This window comes from Halorussus halobius (genome assembly GCF_004765805.1).
GTDB lineage: Archaea > Halobacteriota > Halobacteria > Halobacteriales > Haladaptataceae > Halorussus > Halorussus halobius.
Genome location: NZ_ML219773.1, coordinates 701,746 through 715,032 on the forward strand (window position 1 = coordinate 701,746; position 13,287 = coordinate 715,032).

13 protein-coding genes are annotated in these 13,287 nt (G+C 70.5%); 8 read left to right on the top strand and 5 right to left on the bottom strand.

Annotated features, from left to right (window positions below; translation table 11 throughout):
• Window positions 1–274: 274 nt before the first annotated feature.
• Complete coding sequence (locus EPL03_RS03505) at window positions 275–2,203, bottom strand: glycoside hydrolase family 2 protein (protein WP_135827943.1); 1,929 nt, start codon at window positions 2,201–2,203, stop codon at window positions 275–277.
• A 112-nt stretch (window positions 2,204–2,315) separates the two neighbouring features.
• On the opposite strand from EPL03_RS03505, the gene EPL03_RS19760 reads away from it, so the two are divergent.
• From EPL03_RS19760 to EPL03_RS19765, 3 genes are all read left to right on the top strand, one after another.
• Window positions 2,316–2,468: a hypothetical protein gene (locus tag EPL03_RS19760; RefSeq protein ID WP_168216171.1), complete on the top strand. Its 153-nt coding sequence runs from the start codon at window positions 2,316–2,318 to the stop codon at window positions 2,466–2,468.
• A gap of 251 nt (window positions 2,469–2,719) precedes the next feature.
• The gene (locus EPL03_RS03510; protein ID WP_135827944.1) at window positions 2,720–3,466 is read left to right on the top strand and encodes a proteasome assembly chaperone family protein; all 747 of its coding nucleotides are present in this window, start codon (window positions 2,720–2,722) and stop codon (window positions 3,464–3,466) included.
• A 236-nt stretch (window positions 3,467–3,702) separates the two neighbouring features.
• Window positions 3,703–3,849, top strand: coding sequence for a hypothetical protein (locus EPL03_RS19765; protein ID WP_168216172.1), 147 nt, complete (start codon window positions 3,703–3,705; stop codon window positions 3,847–3,849).
• A gap of 224 nt (window positions 3,850–4,073) precedes the next feature.
• Here EPL03_RS19765 and EPL03_RS03515 read toward each other — a convergent pair whose 3' ends face one another.
• Window positions 4,074–5,444, bottom strand: coding sequence for a geranylgeranyl reductase family protein (locus tag EPL03_RS03515; protein ID WP_135827945.1), 1,371 nt, complete (start codon window positions 5,442–5,444; stop codon window positions 4,074–4,076).
• Between the two features lie 121 nt (window positions 5,445–5,565).
• Here EPL03_RS03515 and EPL03_RS03520 point away from each other — a divergent pair, with 121 nt between their 5' ends.
• The gene (locus tag EPL03_RS03520) at window positions 5,566–5,898 is read left to right on the top strand and encodes a 2Fe-2S iron-sulfur cluster-binding protein (RefSeq protein ID WP_135827946.1); all 333 of its coding nucleotides are present in this window, start codon (window positions 5,566–5,568) and stop codon (window positions 5,896–5,898) included.
• Between the two features lie 173 nt (window positions 5,899–6,071).
• Here EPL03_RS03520 and EPL03_RS03525 read toward each other — a convergent pair whose 3' ends face one another.
• The 3 genes from EPL03_RS03525 to EPL03_RS03535 all read right to left on the bottom strand — a co-directional run bounded on the left by EPL03_RS03525 (window position 6,072) and on the right by EPL03_RS03535 (window position 9,020).
• A complete protein-coding gene (locus EPL03_RS03525) occupies window positions 6,072–6,884 on the bottom strand; it encodes an AAC(3) family N-acetyltransferase (RefSeq protein WP_135827947.1) in 813 nt (270 codons plus the stop codon).
• Between the two features lie 152 nt (window positions 6,885–7,036).
• Window positions 7,037–8,308, bottom strand: a complete 1,272-nt coding sequence (locus EPL03_RS03530) for an MBL fold metallo-hydrolase (RefSeq protein WP_135827948.1) — start codon at window positions 8,306–8,308, stop codon at window positions 7,037–7,039.
• A 310-nt stretch (window positions 8,309–8,618) separates the two neighbouring features.
• A complete protein-coding gene (locus EPL03_RS03535) occupies window positions 8,619–9,020 on the bottom strand; it encodes a MaoC family dehydratase (protein WP_135827949.1) in 402 nt (133 codons plus the stop codon).
• Between the two features lie 88 nt (window positions 9,021–9,108).
• On the opposite strand from EPL03_RS03535, the gene EPL03_RS03540 reads away from it, so the two are divergent.
• From EPL03_RS03540 to EPL03_RS03555, 4 genes are all read left to right on the top strand, one after another.
• On the top strand, window positions 9,109–9,975 hold the full coding sequence (locus EPL03_RS03540) for an alpha/beta fold hydrolase (protein WP_135827950.1): 867 nt from the start codon (window positions 9,109–9,111) through the stop codon (window positions 9,973–9,975).
• Window positions 9,968–11,569: an AMP-binding protein gene (locus tag EPL03_RS03545; protein WP_135827951.1), complete on the top strand. Its 1,602-nt coding sequence runs from the start codon at window positions 9,968–9,970 to the stop codon at window positions 11,567–11,569. The genes EPL03_RS03540 and EPL03_RS03545 overlap by 8 nt, the downstream gene beginning before the upstream one ends.
• Window positions 11,570–12,115: 546 nt before the next feature.
• Window positions 12,116–12,685: a DUF7310 family coiled-coil domain-containing protein gene (locus EPL03_RS03550; protein WP_135827952.1), complete on the top strand. Its 570-nt coding sequence runs from the start codon at window positions 12,116–12,118 to the stop codon at window positions 12,683–12,685.
• Complete coding sequence (locus EPL03_RS03555; RefSeq protein WP_135827953.1) at window positions 12,685–13,248, top strand: DUF7311 family protein; 564 nt, start codon at window positions 12,685–12,687, stop codon at window positions 13,246–13,248. Before EPL03_RS03550 ends, EPL03_RS03555 begins: the two co-directional genes overlap by 1 nt.
• Window positions 13,249–13,287: the final 39 nt, after the last annotated feature.

Sequence of the window (13,287 nt, forward strand, 5' to 3'; positions counted from 1 at the left end):
CGACGTTCGGCGTTCGACGTCCGGCCGTTCGGCGTTCCGGTCGCCCGGCCGTCGACGCGCCAGTAGCCGACAGCGGACGCTGTGGCCTACTGGCAATCGGCGGATGACAATAGTCCCATGTCATTTGTCGCACGATGCTTGCCGAACGCTCGTGGCGTTCTGGTACCAGCAAATATCCACCGTGGATATATAAACCTTCCGCCGAAGCGAGGCGTGGAAACGGTTCACACGGCCGCTAACGGCAGTGTAACCGACTCCCACACCTGTCGAGGGGTTATAAACGGTACTCGTTCCGAACCGACCCGTCGGCCCGCCCGAAGGAGGTTTCGACCGCCTCGGCGTCGCCCGGGACCGTCATGGTTCCGGCGCTCGCGCGGTCGAACGCCTCGACCGTCACGTCCGCGCCGCCGGTTCGGTCGCCCGCAGTCCACGACACCGTGCCCGAGACCTCCTCGGGCGTGTCGTTGACCACGGTGAGTTCCCGGGTGTCGCCGCCCTCTGGGTAGGCGTCGAGGACGACCTGGACCGGTTCGAGCGACGCGGCCATCGCCTCGTAGCCGGGCTTCTCGGTGCCGTCGGCCGCGAGGACGCCCATGCCCGCGCCCGCGTCGGCGTCCCGGAGCGCGTCGGCCGCGAGCAGGCCGGTTCCGCGCCGGCGGAGCGTCTCGGTCACCTGTTTGAGGACCCGCGCCTGATACGCCTGCGAGGCCGCCGTCTCGGCGTCGCTGCCGACGTAGGCGGTGTGGGCCTCGGCGTCGAAGTCCGTCGCGTCATCGCCGTCCGCGTCCGCGAGCGACCCCGCGCCGAACCCGCCGACAGCACTCGGTCCGTCGCTCGCGCCGTCGTCGCCACCGCCGTACTTGTCGAGCACCCACTCGGCGTCGCCGGCCTCGCCGTAGTCCCAGCCGGGGTAGACGTGGACCGCGTCGGGGTCGATGCCGGGCGCGCCCGAGACGGGAAACGTCGGCGTGCCGTCGGGGAAGGCGTCGGCGACCTCCCGGGCGGTGGTGGCGTCGAACCCGGCGCGCCACGCCCGCCAGCGCACCTTGTACCGCGCGAGCCGCGACGGACCGACGCCCGCGAGGTGGTCGGTCGGGTCGGCGTGGACCCCGAACGCGGCGACGCACGGGTGGCGTTCGAGCCCGGTCGCGAGTCGCCCCGCAAGGTCGGCGGCGCGGTCGGCGTCGTACTCGGCCGGCCCGGCAATCGGGAGGTCCTGCCAGACCAACAGTCCCGACTCGGCGGCCGTCTCGTAGAACTCGGCGGGCGGGACGTGGCCGTACGCCCGGACGAGGGTGGCGTTGGCGTTGGCCGCGCGCTCGACGTCCCACGTCGGGTCGCCGGTCGGCAGCAGCGAGAACCCGCGGGCGGGGACGCGCTGGCCGTTGACCAGCAGGTAGTCGCTCGCGCCGCCCGCACCGCTCCCGGCGTCGGCACCGCTCCCGCGGTCGGGCGTCCGGACCTCGCAGAGCCCGGTTTCGACCACGCGCTCGGAGTCGCCGAGCTTCGCCCGGACCGCGTAGCGGTGTTGGGGGCCGAAGCCGGCGGGCCACCAGTAGGCCGGGTCCCGGAGGTCGAGGGCCTTCGAGACGGTGACGCGCTCGCCGGCCTCGGCCTCGACGCGGGCGCGCTCCATCACGCCGCCGCCTCGGAACCCCTGCGGGCGGACCGACAGCGAGATGCGGTCGTCGACGGACTCGCCCGCCTCGACCGCGATATCGGCGTCGATTGTCGCGCCGTCGTCGGTCCGGCGGGGCGTCAGCGAGAGGTCGTCGAGGAAGGTCTGCGGGTGGGTTTCGAGTTCGACGCCCCACCAGATGCCGGGCACCGCGCGCTCGTCGGGCACGCGGTCGGTGGCGTAGACGCCGCCGAACGACTCGGGGGCGTAACAGGCCACGACCAGTTCGTTCGTCTCGGCGGGGTCGAGTTCGAAGCGGGCGGGCCGGAAGTAGGCGTCGTGGTCGCCGAGCAACTCGCCGTCGTGCCAGACTCGCGCGCGGGCGAACAGTCCCCGGAGTTCGAGCGTGACCCGCTCGTCGCCGTCGCGGGGGTCGGGGAACTCTGTCCGGTACGCGACGGCGTCGGCTCCGGCGAACCGCTCGGGTCTGCCGGGTACGTCCACGGGGACCGGGTCGTCGAGGGCGGGCGGGTCGTCCGTCGGGGAGGGGTCGACGGCCGCCGCCGTCCAGTCGGTCGGCGTCATACTCTGGGAAGGCGACCCGGGCCGGATAGGTTTTACGTCCCGGACGGGACCAGTTTCACTTCCGCCCCGGCCAAGGCTCAATTTAAGTAGGATGGAGCGACCAGTGAGGCCCATGATGGAGGACCTGCGGTGTGCCTGCGACGCGCGTGGTTGCGGTCGCACGCTCGGCGAGGACGACCTGATGCTCCGGATGACGACCGACGCGGGCGAGCGCCGCGCCTACGAGTGTCCCTGCGGCGCGGTCACGGTGACGGTGGTGCGGTAGCCCTCCCGGACCCGACCGGGGCGTGAGACCGTTCCGAGACGCGTCGCCCGCCATTGCTTGGGCTCGGTGAGCCAGCTCCCGTCCCGGTGTTCGCGGGAGCGACGCGACCGCAGGCTCGTGGGAGCGCGCTCCGACGGTGGGCTGAACGGCCGAGGGCGTTCGAGGACTCTTGTCCAATCGCGTCTGGGTTTCTGGACACTGTTCTGAAGCGTGGCCCCGACCTTTATGCGCTGGCTGACACAACCACCGGTATGGCTCGCGTCAACGTCGTTGCGGACGAGGTGTCGCTCGACGAACCAACGCTGGTCGAGGGGCTCCCGGGCGTCGGACTGGTGGGCAAACTCGCCACCGACCACGTGGTCGACCAGTTCGACATGACCTACTACGCCAGCATCGACTGCGAGGGCCTCCCCAGAATCTCGGTGTACGAGGCGGGCAGCCGGACGGTCCGACCGCCGGTCCGGCTGTACGCCGACGCCGACCGGGACCTCGTGGCGCTCCAGAGCGACGTCCCGGTGTCGGCCTCCGCGGCGTCGGAGTTCGCCAGTTGCGTCACCGACTGGCTGGTCGACCGCGACGTCACGCCGATATATCTGAGCGGGCTCCCCAAGGAGAAGGAACCGGGCGAGATTCCGTCGCTGTACGGCGTCGCGACCGGTGACGCCGGTGGACGGCTCGACGACCACGGCGTCGGCAGCCCGCCCGAGCGCGGCGCGATCAGCGGCCCGACGGGCGCGCTCCTCCACGAGGCGGCCGCGCGCGACCACGACGCCTACGCGCTGGTGGTCGAGAGCGACCCGCAGTTCCCGGACCCCGAGGCCGCTCACATCCTCATCGAGAACGGCATCGCGCCGCTGACCGACCTCGACGTGGCGACCGACCACCTCGTCGAGCGCGCCGAGGAAATCAGCGAGCAGAAAGAGCAACTCGCCCAACGCATGGGCGAGGCCGAGACCGACGAGAGTTCCCAGGCCCAGCCGCTCCGGATGTTCCAATAGAACCTTTTGCTGCGGGCGGCGCACGAGAGCGCCGCCCTTGCAAAACGTTCATGAAAACCACTGCGTCACCCCCTCAGGACCGCGTCTGTGACGCGGTCCTTCGAGGGTTCATTGGGCCGCTCGCTCACGTGCGTTCGCTCGCGGCGAACCGCGCTCGCGCGGACGCTGGCGGTCCATTTCCGGTCGAAGAGCGCGACTCCACCAGACCTAACTCGCCCCCGCGCCTTCGAGGTGGTATGACCGACGCAGAAGACGCAATCGAGGAGTTCCTGGGCGAGGCCGACACGGTGCTGGGCGAGTACGAACAGGGGTACATGGACGCCGACGCCGCGCTGAGTCGGCTGGAGAAGGACGTCGAAACGCTGCGCGAGCAGGTCGAGTAGCGGACGAACGACCGGTCCGGAACACTTACAGCGAGCGACCGGACCAGTCGCGGTCGCGCACCAGCGGGACGACCGCAGTGATCTTGGTCGAGCGTTTGGCAGGGAGCCCTGCGAGCGTGTCGCGGAGCGACCGCTCGCACTGCGACCGCACCGGAAGACGAACCGCGTCTTCCGAGCCCTGGCTCACTTCGTTCGTCAAGACAGCAAACGGTCGTCGGTCGTACTTAGTACTTCGCGTCCGCGCCGGTCGTGGCGTAGATGTCGTCCATGAGCGAGTCGCGCTCGTCTTGCCACGCCGACAGGCCGCGCGGGTCGCTCGGATACGTCCCGTAGTGGTCGATGAGGTCGTCGGCGAGTCGCTTGGTCCGGTAGAGCTCGTAGATGAGGTCCCAGTGGCCGAACGACTTGAGCGCGGTCCGAATCTTGAGTTGCCACCCGATGTTGGCCGACCCGGAGTACAGCGCCTCCGCGAGTTTGGTCGCCGGGAGCGCGCCCAACAGTCCCATCAGGTCGTCGACGTCCACGGCGGTCGCAAAGATGTTGTACACGTCGAGACCGGCGTAGCGCGCGCCGAAGTGGTCCATCACGCGCTCGTTGTACTCCCAGAGGTTGGCCTCGCCCACGTCGCCGTCCTCGATGGCGTCGATGGCGGTCTCGGCCGCGTACTTGCCGGCGTACGCCGCGCCGGCGATGCCCCCGCCGGTCGTGGGGTTGACGTGGCCCGCCGCGTCGCCGACGGCGATGAATCCCGGCGCGACCGCCGAGTCGTACGGCCGGCGGGTCGGCAGGGCCGCCCCGAGTTTGTCCTCGACGGTCGCGCCGTCGAACTCCGGCCGGGACCGGAGGTCGGCCTTGAGGTCGTCGACGAGGTGCATCGGCTCTTCGGTCATCTGGAAGCCCAGCCCGGCGTTTATCTCGGTCTCTGTCCGGGGGAAGTACCAGAGGTAGCCCGCCGCGCGGTCGGTGGGCTTGAAGACGAGGGCGTCGTTCCACGGCACGGGCTCTTCGACTTCGACGACCTCCCGATAGGCCGAGCAGAACTGCGAGTAGGTGACGTTGGTGTCGAAGGTGGCGTCGGCGAGGTCGGCCTTGTCCTGGAGGATGGAGAGCGCGCCCGCCGCGTCTATCACGAGCTCGGCGTCGTAGCGCTGGACGTCGCCGTCGCGCTTGCCCCGGACGCCCGTCACGCGGCCGTCCTCGCGCTGGGTCACGTCCTTGACCACGGTGTCGTAGTGGAACTGCACGCCCGCGCTCTCCGCGCCCTCGATGACCCGCCGGCCGTACTCCCAGCGGTCGATGACCGCGAGTTCGCCGGGGACCGGAATCTCCAGCACGGTGTCCTCCTGGGGAATCTCGAACCGGCCGTGGTCGACGTCGGTGTTGGTGAACGACGGCTCCAGCTGGGACTTCGGGATGGCCTCGGGGAAGGCGTCGGCTCCCTTCAGGGCGTCCCCGCAGGCGATGTGGCCCGCCTCCGTCTCGCTCTTTCGCTCGACCACGACGACATCGTAGCCCGCGTTCGCGGCGGTCGCGCCGGCGTAGCATCCGGCCGTCCCCGCCCCGACGACGACGATGTCGCACTCGTGCGTAGCCATATGCTTGCGCTACGTGACGGAGGGGGCAAAACTCTTTATACGCGACCTGACGGTTCTGTCGGTCCAGGACCGACAGACTCGGCGATAAAGAGTTTAGTGACGGCCTTTCGTAGGTCGGCACATGACCGAGTACACCGTCGAGTTCGTCGGCACGGGCGAGACCATACGGGTCTCCGAGACGGAGACCATCCTGAGCCGGTGTATCGAGGAGGGCGTCGCGCAGGAGTACTCCTGCCGGGTCGGGATGTGTCTGGCCTGCTCGGCGAAAATCGTCGAGGGCGAGGTGACTCAACCGGCCGCCAGAGGCCTGACCGACGAGGAGGCCGAGGCGTACGCGCTGACCTGCATGGCCCGACCCCAAAGCGACCTCGTGCTCGACCGGGGCAAGTATCCGCCGAGCATCGAGGATGCGGCCGCGACCGGCGAGGGTGAGGCTGCGGCGGCCGACGACTGAACGTCCAGCGCTCTTCTGGCGGAGACGCATTCCCGGGCCCCGACCACCCGCGGATTTCGGCCGTTGAACCGGACCACGCCTCTGGCGGACTGCACGGCGAGGCGCGCCGAGGGGTTTCGAGCGACCGTGACTCGTGCACTGGGTGCGGGACCCGGTGGGGAGGCGTCGTCACTCTACGACCGATTCGCCTCGAACCAGTCGGCACCGTAGTCCACGACCGCACGCTGGTCGAGGAGTTTCGCGTCCGCGGGGCCGACCGCGCCGCGAGTGACCGCTTCCGGGCGGTCGTCCTCGAAGTCTTGGCCCGCGTCGGCGAAGTCGTCGGCGTCGTATTCGAGTTGCTCGAACGCGACGAACTCTTGCTCGCCGTCGTCGTCAAGGACCGGCACGGTCTGGTTCGAGACGCCCTGCTCGCGGTCGGCGCGGTGTTCGGCGAGGTGGAGCGAGGTGTTGGTGTCGTGGTCGGTGCCCAGCATCAGGACGGTTCCCCCGCGGTCGTACACGGCCGCCAGCGGCGATTTTTCGCCCATCCCGTGGTCGTAGCTGTGGCCGGCGACTACCTCCTCGGCGTTCGCGCCCCACGCCGCGAACGAGTAGACGGGGTGGCGGCTGCGTCGGACATCGGGATACTTTCGGAAGCACTCCGGAATCGAACCCACGCCCCGGGTGGGCGTCACGTCCGGCCGATACGGGGGTCGCTCGGTCCGGATGACGTCCTCCCAGTCGTCGGGAACCGGCGGGTTGTGCCACCGGGAGGGGTCGGAGTACTGGGGCGAGTGGGTCGGCATCACCAGCGTCCCCTCGGGCGTGAGGGCCCCCATCAGCGCGTCCACGACCGCGGGCGGGCCGCCCGTGACCCACCCGAGCGACGACAGCGACGAGTGGACCAGCAGGGTGTCGCCGGGTTCGACGCCGAGGTCGGCGAGGTCGCCCGCGATTCGGTCGGGCGTCATGGGCTCGTCGGTCTGCTCGATGCGTTCTTCCATGTGGGGACGTGTTCCGTCGGCGAGAAAAGTGTTGCCGCGGCTAGCGTATCGCTACCGCGGCCCGAGGGGCGAGACGGCGATGGGACCGACCGCGAGCGCCGCCCCGTCACGCGCCGGGTCGAACGACTCGGTGGCCGTGTGCCCGTCTCGGGTCAGTCCTCGGCCGCGACCGCGCAGTTGTTCGGCCCCAGTTCCATCTCGAACGCCGTCTCGTCGTCGACCGACTCCCGGCCGAGATTCGCGGGAACGATGTCCCCGTAGTTGGCGGGCCGGGGCGGGAGCGAGTCGAGGACCCGAGCCGCGAACGCGCCCCGGTCGTCGCCGAGTCGGAGACGCTCGCGCACCGCACCGACGCGCGCGGCGTAGGCGTCGTTCTCGCCGGGATTGGGCGACTCGTCGGGGCGGCGGTGGCCGGGCGCGACCAGCACGCCGTCGGGGAGCGCGAGCAGTCGGTCGGTCAGCGTGTCGTACAGCGTCTCCGCGAGGTCGCGCGCACCGTCCGCGTCTCGCGGGTCGACCTGCTCCCCGCTGGTCCCGTCCGAGTCGCCGTGGGCCTCGCGCTCCAAATCCGGCCGGCCGAAACTGTCGGTGAACAGCGCGTCGCCCGAGAGCAGTACGTCGCCGAGCCGGAACGCGGTCAGTTCGGTCGTGTGGCCCGGCGCGTGGACGGCAGTCAGGGCGGCGTCGCCGACGACCAGTTCGTCGCCGTCGCCGACCAGTCGGGCGTCGAACGCGAGGCCGCGCTCGTCGGCCCCGGCGGGGAGGACGGCCTCGATTCCGGACCCGGCGTCGACGCCAGCGCGGTCGGTCCCGGCGAGCGCCTGCACGCCCGAGAGGTGGTCTGCGTGAACGTGCGTGTCGACCGCGTACCGGAGGGTCGCGCCCCGGTCGGCCGCGTCGGCCGCGTAGCGGTCGGCGAACGCCCGGAGCGGGTCGATTACTGCGGCCTCGTCCCCGGCGACGACGAGGTAGGAGAGACAGCCGCTCGCGGGCCGGTCGTACTGGACCACGGCGACGCCCTCGGGGAGCGCGTCGGCCGGGAGGTCGCGGGCGACGTACAGCCGCGCCCAGCCGTGCATTCCGTCCGAGAGGTTGCGCGCGTCGACGCCTTCCGCGCGCAGTCGCTCGGCCACGGTGGCGCTGACCTCCCCGCGCGGGCAGACCGCGACGACCGGTTCGGGGAGGTCGAGGTCCGCCGCGAGGTCGGCCACCTCGCCGCGCGCCGTCGCGGCCGCGAACTCACTGTAGGGAGTCTGTGCGCGCTCGACGTCCCCGCCGGTAATCCGCCACGCCTCTGCCTCCTCGCGGTTGCGCACGTCGAGCAGGCCGACGCGCTCGCCCCGCCGGAGCCGGTCGTAGAGGGCTTCGGGCGTCACCGAGTCGGCGCTCTTCTCTGAAGTGTGGTCCGCAGTGTCGTCGGTCATATCTGTGTGTTGGCTTCCCACCGAGAAAACGCTGTGGCAGGTGCGGGGATTGGTCAGCGAAGCGGTCGGAGTTGGAACGTCCTCGAACGTCCTCGGCGCGCTCTCTGACAATGCTGGAACCGCAAACACATTCCCGAAAGCCCTCGGCGCGCTCGCGGTCGCTGAGACGACCACGCGGTGCGCGAGCGCGCCTCGCCCTTTCAGTCCGCCAAGGGCGGTAGATGTGTCACCGGCCGAAACCGGCCGTCGTCGAACGTGTCGGAACACCGTAAACGCGTCTTGAGTCGGAACCGAATCGACTTTCGTCCGTCTACTCGCCGTCGTGAGGGAGCGACAGCACGACCGCAGTGCCCGACAGCACGCGCTCGCCGTCGGCCTCGGCTTCGGTTTCGACCCGGAGGCGGTCCTCGCCCAGTTCCTCCGCGACGGTCGCGGTCGCGGTGACGGTCCGGCCGGGCGCGACCGGTTTCTCGAAGTCGAGGTCTTGGGAGACGTAGACGATGTCGCCCGGCAGGTCCGCGAGTGCCGCGCTCACGACCCCCGCCGTGAGCATCCCGTGGGCGACTCGCCCGCCGAACAGCCCCTCGGCGGCGTACTCGTCGTCGAGGTGGAGCGGGTTGTCGTCGCCCACCACGTCGGCGTAGTCGTCGATGGTCTCCTCGGTGACCGTCAGGCTCGCCTCCGCAGCGTCGGCCACAGTTGCGACTGGCATGCGAATGCGTGGGGTCGCGCGCCGAATCAATCCGGGGGTTAACATGTAAAACAGACCTTTGAAGGCGGGTACGTCCGTGGATTTCGGTATGCCACATGCGGACAACGACGGCGTCTCGCTCTCCTACGAGGTCGTCGAACCGACGGGCCGGACCGACGGGGCGGCCGGGAGCGTCGAGTCGGACGACGACCCGGCGGACGGGACCGACCCCGAGACCGTCGCGCTCGTGGAGGGACTGGGCTACGGCCGGTGGATGTGGAACTGGCAGCGCGACCGCCTCGCCGACGAGGGGTACCGCGTCGTGGTGTGGGACAACCGGGGCGCGGGCGACTCCGACGCGCCAGAGGGACCGTACACTATCGCCGAGATGGCGAGCGACCTCGAAGCGGTCCTCGCGGACGCCGGCGTCGAGCGCGCCCACGTCGTCGGCGCGAGCATGGGCGGGATGATAGCCCAGCAGTACGCGCTCGACTACGACCGCGCGGCGTCGCTCGGCCTGCTCTGCACCAGTCACGGCGGCGACGAAGCCCACGACGTGCCGCCCGAGACCCAGGCCCGGATGTTCGACGTGCCCGACGACGCCGACGAGCGCGAGGCCATCCGGTACAAGATGGCCCCCGCGATGACCGACGAGTTCCGCGAGGAAAACGACGACCTGATAGCCGACATCGTGGACTGGCGGCTGGAGTCGGACGCGTCCGACGCCGCCCGCGAGGCCCAGGCCGCCGGGGTGATGGCGTTCGACGCGAGCGACCGCCTCGGGGAAATCGGGATACCGGCGCTGGTCGCCCACGGCACCGCCGACGAGGTGTTGCCGGTCGAGAACGCCGACCTGCTCCACGAGAAGCTACCGAACAGCCGACTCGCACTCTTCGAGGGCGGGCCGCACCTGTTCTTCGTAGAGCGGGCCGACGACGTGAACGACCGACTCGTGGCGTTCCTCGACGATGTTTAGCCACGACCAGCGACCCTACGACTGGGTGGGGGCGTGGAGCGAGAAGCGCGCGCAGTTGTCGCCCGACGCGGTTGGGCTCGTGGACGCCACCACGGGCGAGCGCTACACCTACGCCGACCTCGACCGGCGCGCGAACCGGGTCGCCCGACTTCTCCGCGAACGCGGGGTCGCGGCGAGCGACGACGAACCCGACGGTGCAGGTGGGGCCGAGGACGCCGGCGAGCGCGTCGCCGTCCTGTCGCGAAATCGCCCGGAACTGGTCGACCTGTTTTTCGCCACGGCCAAGACCGGCGGCGTCCTCGCGCCCCTCTCACACCGGCTCGCGGCGGGCGAACTGGTCGCGATGCTGAACGACGTCGACCCCGAACTGCTCGTGGTCGAGGAGCCGTTCGCCGACCTCGCGGACGACGTGCTGGCGCGCGAGGAGCGCGAATTCGACTGCTCGGTACTCGCGCTCGGGACCGGCGACGCGAGCGCCACCGCCGACCACCGAGCGTGGTCGGACGCCCTGCCCGACGACGACTCGCCGGTCGAGACGGCCGACGTCTCGATGGACGACCCGCACCTGTTTCTCCACACCGGCGGGTCGACCGGCGTGCCCAAGGAGACGGTCCTCACTCACGGCTCGGTCCTCTGGAACTCCTTTAACACCATCACGGCGTGGGGCCTGCGTCCGGAGGACGTCACCCCGATGGTGTTCCCGATGTTCCACACCGGCGGCTGGAACGTCCTCACCGTGCCCATGTTCCACCTCGGCGCGACGGTCGTCCTCGCGCGGGAGTTCGAGCCGAGCGAAGTACTCCACCTCGTCGAGTCGGAGGGCGCGACCGTCCTCGTGGCGGTCCCGGCAGTCCTCCGGATGATGGCCGCTCACGACGACTGGGCCGACACGGACCTCTCGACGCTCCGGTTGGCCAAGTCCGGCGGCGGCCCCTGCCGCGAGTCGGTGATGGAAGCGTGGTGGGACCGGGACGTGAAGCTCTCGCAGGGGTACGGGCTGACCGAGTGCGGCCCGAACAACTTCACGATGCCCGACGGCTGGCCCACCGAGAAGGCCGACAGCGTGGGCGTCCCCGCGATGCACGTCGACGCGCGAATCGTCGACGACGACGGGGAAACGCTCCCGCCGGGGGAAATCGGCGAACTCGAACTCGCCAGCCCCCACGCCGCCGACCGCTACTGGCACAACGCCGAGGAGACCGAAGCGACGTTCGGCTCTGGGTGGGTCTCGACCGGCGACCTCGCCCGGACCGACGAGGAGGGGTACGTCTACGTCGAAGGCCGGAAGAAGAACATGTACGTCTCGGGCGGCGAGAACGTCTATCCTGCCGCCGTCGAGGACCGCATCGCCGACCACCCCGGCGTCGAGGAGGTCGTGGTCGTCCCGGTCCCCGACGACCAGTGGGGACAGGTGGGCAAGGCCGTGGTGCAGGGCGACGAGTCGCTGACCCTCGAGGACCTCACGAGCTTCCTCGACGGGAAACTCGCGCGGTTCAAACACCCCCGGAAACTCGCGTTCGTCGACGAGATGCCCACCTCGGGCCCCTCGAAAATCGACCGGCAGGCCGTCGAGCGCGAGTTCGGCGCGGAGTAGCCCCGACGCTCGACGGGACTCCGGGAACCGAACCGTCGAATCCGGCCGCGTTCGGTGGCGCAGGTCGAACTCGGTCACGCGGTGGTGCACGAGATGGTATTCCACGTCGGCGCGCGCTGGCGCGACCCCGTGTCGCGCCAACTGCGCGAGGGAGGCGAGCGCGTTCAGGCGCTCGCCGAGGCTGGGGAGGGGTGAGGCCCGCTGTCGCGGTGCGGGTGCGGGGTGGTGTGGATGCGGTGCTGTGCGGATGCGGTGCGGTCGCCTTGGCGGACTGAAAGGGCGAGGCGCGCTCGCGTTCACTTCAGTCGTCTCAGCGACCGCTATTCGACGCAACCACGTCCGTCGAATATGTCGCTGAGCGACCGCGAGCGCGCCGAGGGCTTTCGGGAATGTGTTTGCGGTTCCAACGTCGTCGAAGAGCGCACCGAGGGCGTTCGAGGCTGTGGTTGCAATTCTGCTGCTTGAGAATGTGTCACTACTCGAACTGCTGTTTCTGAACACCATCCACGCGTACTTTTAAATACGAGAGCGGGACGAAACCGGGCCATGTCCGACGACGACGCGCTCGCCGACCGACTCGACGCGGTCGAACGCGCCCTGACCGACGAGGACCTCTCGGTGCCCGACCTCGGCGACGCCGCCGAACTCACCCGCGAGGTCGAGTCGCTGTCGGCTCGCCTCGACGACATCGAGGACCGACTCGACGACCTCGACGCCGCCACGCAGGCGCTCCGGGGGTACGTCGGCAACGTCCGCGCGGTCAACGACGAGGTCGAGCGCCGAGCCGACGCCGCGCTGGCGAAGGCCGAGTCGCTGGAAGCCGACCTCGACGCACTCGAATCCGAGCGACCCGACGCGCCGGACGCGTCGCCCGAGCCGCGAGTCCGGCCGACCGCTCGCGGGCCCTCCGCGCGCGAGGAGACGCCTTCGAGTGACCCGACCGCTTCGACCGAGTGTGGCTGTCCGCGTCGGTGTGGAGCGCACGCTCCGCCGGGCGAAAGGCCCTACGAGCGAAGCGAACGGTCCGCCACGACCCCTCGGGGAGAGACCAGCGACGCGGAATCGAGCGTGCTGGCCCGACTCGCGAGCGCGCTGTCGCGGACGGAGGGGCAGTAGTGTTGCGGCTGGTGCTGGGCGTCGCGCTGGCCGCGGCACTCCTCGGAGCGGTCGCGCCCGCGCTGGAGGACGCCCGCGCGACCCGGACAGACCGTCTCGCCGCGCGCGAACTCGACCGCGTCGCGGCGGCGGCCGAGTCGCTCGCCCGGGAGGAAGCCCCCGGCGCGCGCCGAACGCTCGACCTTTCGCTTCCCGGGGATTCGCCCACGACCGCGCCGCTGGCGTTCGTCGCGCTCGGCGGCGTTCCGAGCGGGGAGACCGCTCCCGTGGACCGACGTGGGGCGAGGACCGACGACGAGCGGGGCGTGCTCGCGTATCGACTCGCCGGCGGACCGGTCGAGGTCAGGCGAGTCGGTCTCGACCTGCGCGCGGGCGGAGACGGGACGCGAGGCGAATCGGACTCGCGAGCGCTCGTCTTGCGCGGTGGCGGTACCTACCACCTGACGCTCCGACTGGTCAGGAATCGAGGGCGGCCGACGGTCGCGGTGGCGGTCGGACGCTCGGTGGGTCGTGCGACCACGCTGGCGCGAGCGAAACCGCCGCCGACCGCAGCGGTTCGGTGACGGCACGCCGAGTCCCGACCGTTTACGGCCGCCAAGCGC

Coding starts and splice junctions, on each gene's coding strand:
- EPL03_RS19760 (WP_168216171.1), top strand. CDS start 2,316: ATGATGGAGGACCTGCGGTGTGCCTGCGACGCGCGTGGTTGCGGTCGC.
- EPL03_RS03510 (WP_135827944.1), top strand. CDS start 2,720: ATGGCTCGCGTCAACGTCGTTGCGGACGAGGTGTCGCTCGACGAACCA.
- EPL03_RS03515 (WP_135827945.1), bottom strand. CDS start 5,444: ATGGCTACGCACGAGTGCGACATCGTCGTCGTCGGGGCGGGGACGGCC.
- EPL03_RS03550 (WP_135827952.1), top strand. CDS start 12,116: ATGTCCGACGACGACGCGCTCGCCGACCGACTCGACGCGGTCGAACGC.
- EPL03_RS03530 (WP_135827948.1), bottom strand. CDS start 8,308: ATGACCGACGACACTGCGGACCACACTTCAGAGAAGAGCGCCGACTCG.
- EPL03_RS03525 (WP_135827947.1), bottom strand. CDS start 6,884: ATGGAAGAACGCATCGAGCAGACCGACGAGCCCATGACGCCCGACCGA.
- EPL03_RS19765 (WP_168216172.1), top strand. CDS start 3,703: ATGACCGACGCAGAAGACGCAATCGAGGAGTTCCTGGGCGAGGCCGAC.
- EPL03_RS03520 (WP_135827946.1), top strand. CDS start 5,566: ATGACCGAGTACACCGTCGAGTTCGTCGGCACGGGCGAGACCATACGG.
- EPL03_RS03540 (WP_135827950.1), top strand. CDS start 9,109: ATGCCACATGCGGACAACGACGGCGTCTCGCTCTCCTACGAGGTCGTC.
- EPL03_RS03535 (WP_135827949.1), bottom strand. CDS start 9,020: ATGCCAGTCGCAACTGTGGCCGACGCTGCGGAGGCGAGCCTGACGGTC.
- EPL03_RS03505 (WP_135827943.1), bottom strand. CDS start 2,203: ATGACGCCGACCGACTGGACGGCGGCGGCCGTCGACCCCTCCCCGACG.
- EPL03_RS03545 (WP_135827951.1), top strand. CDS start 9,968: ATGTTTAGCCACGACCAGCGACCCTACGACTGGGTGGGGGCGTGGAGC.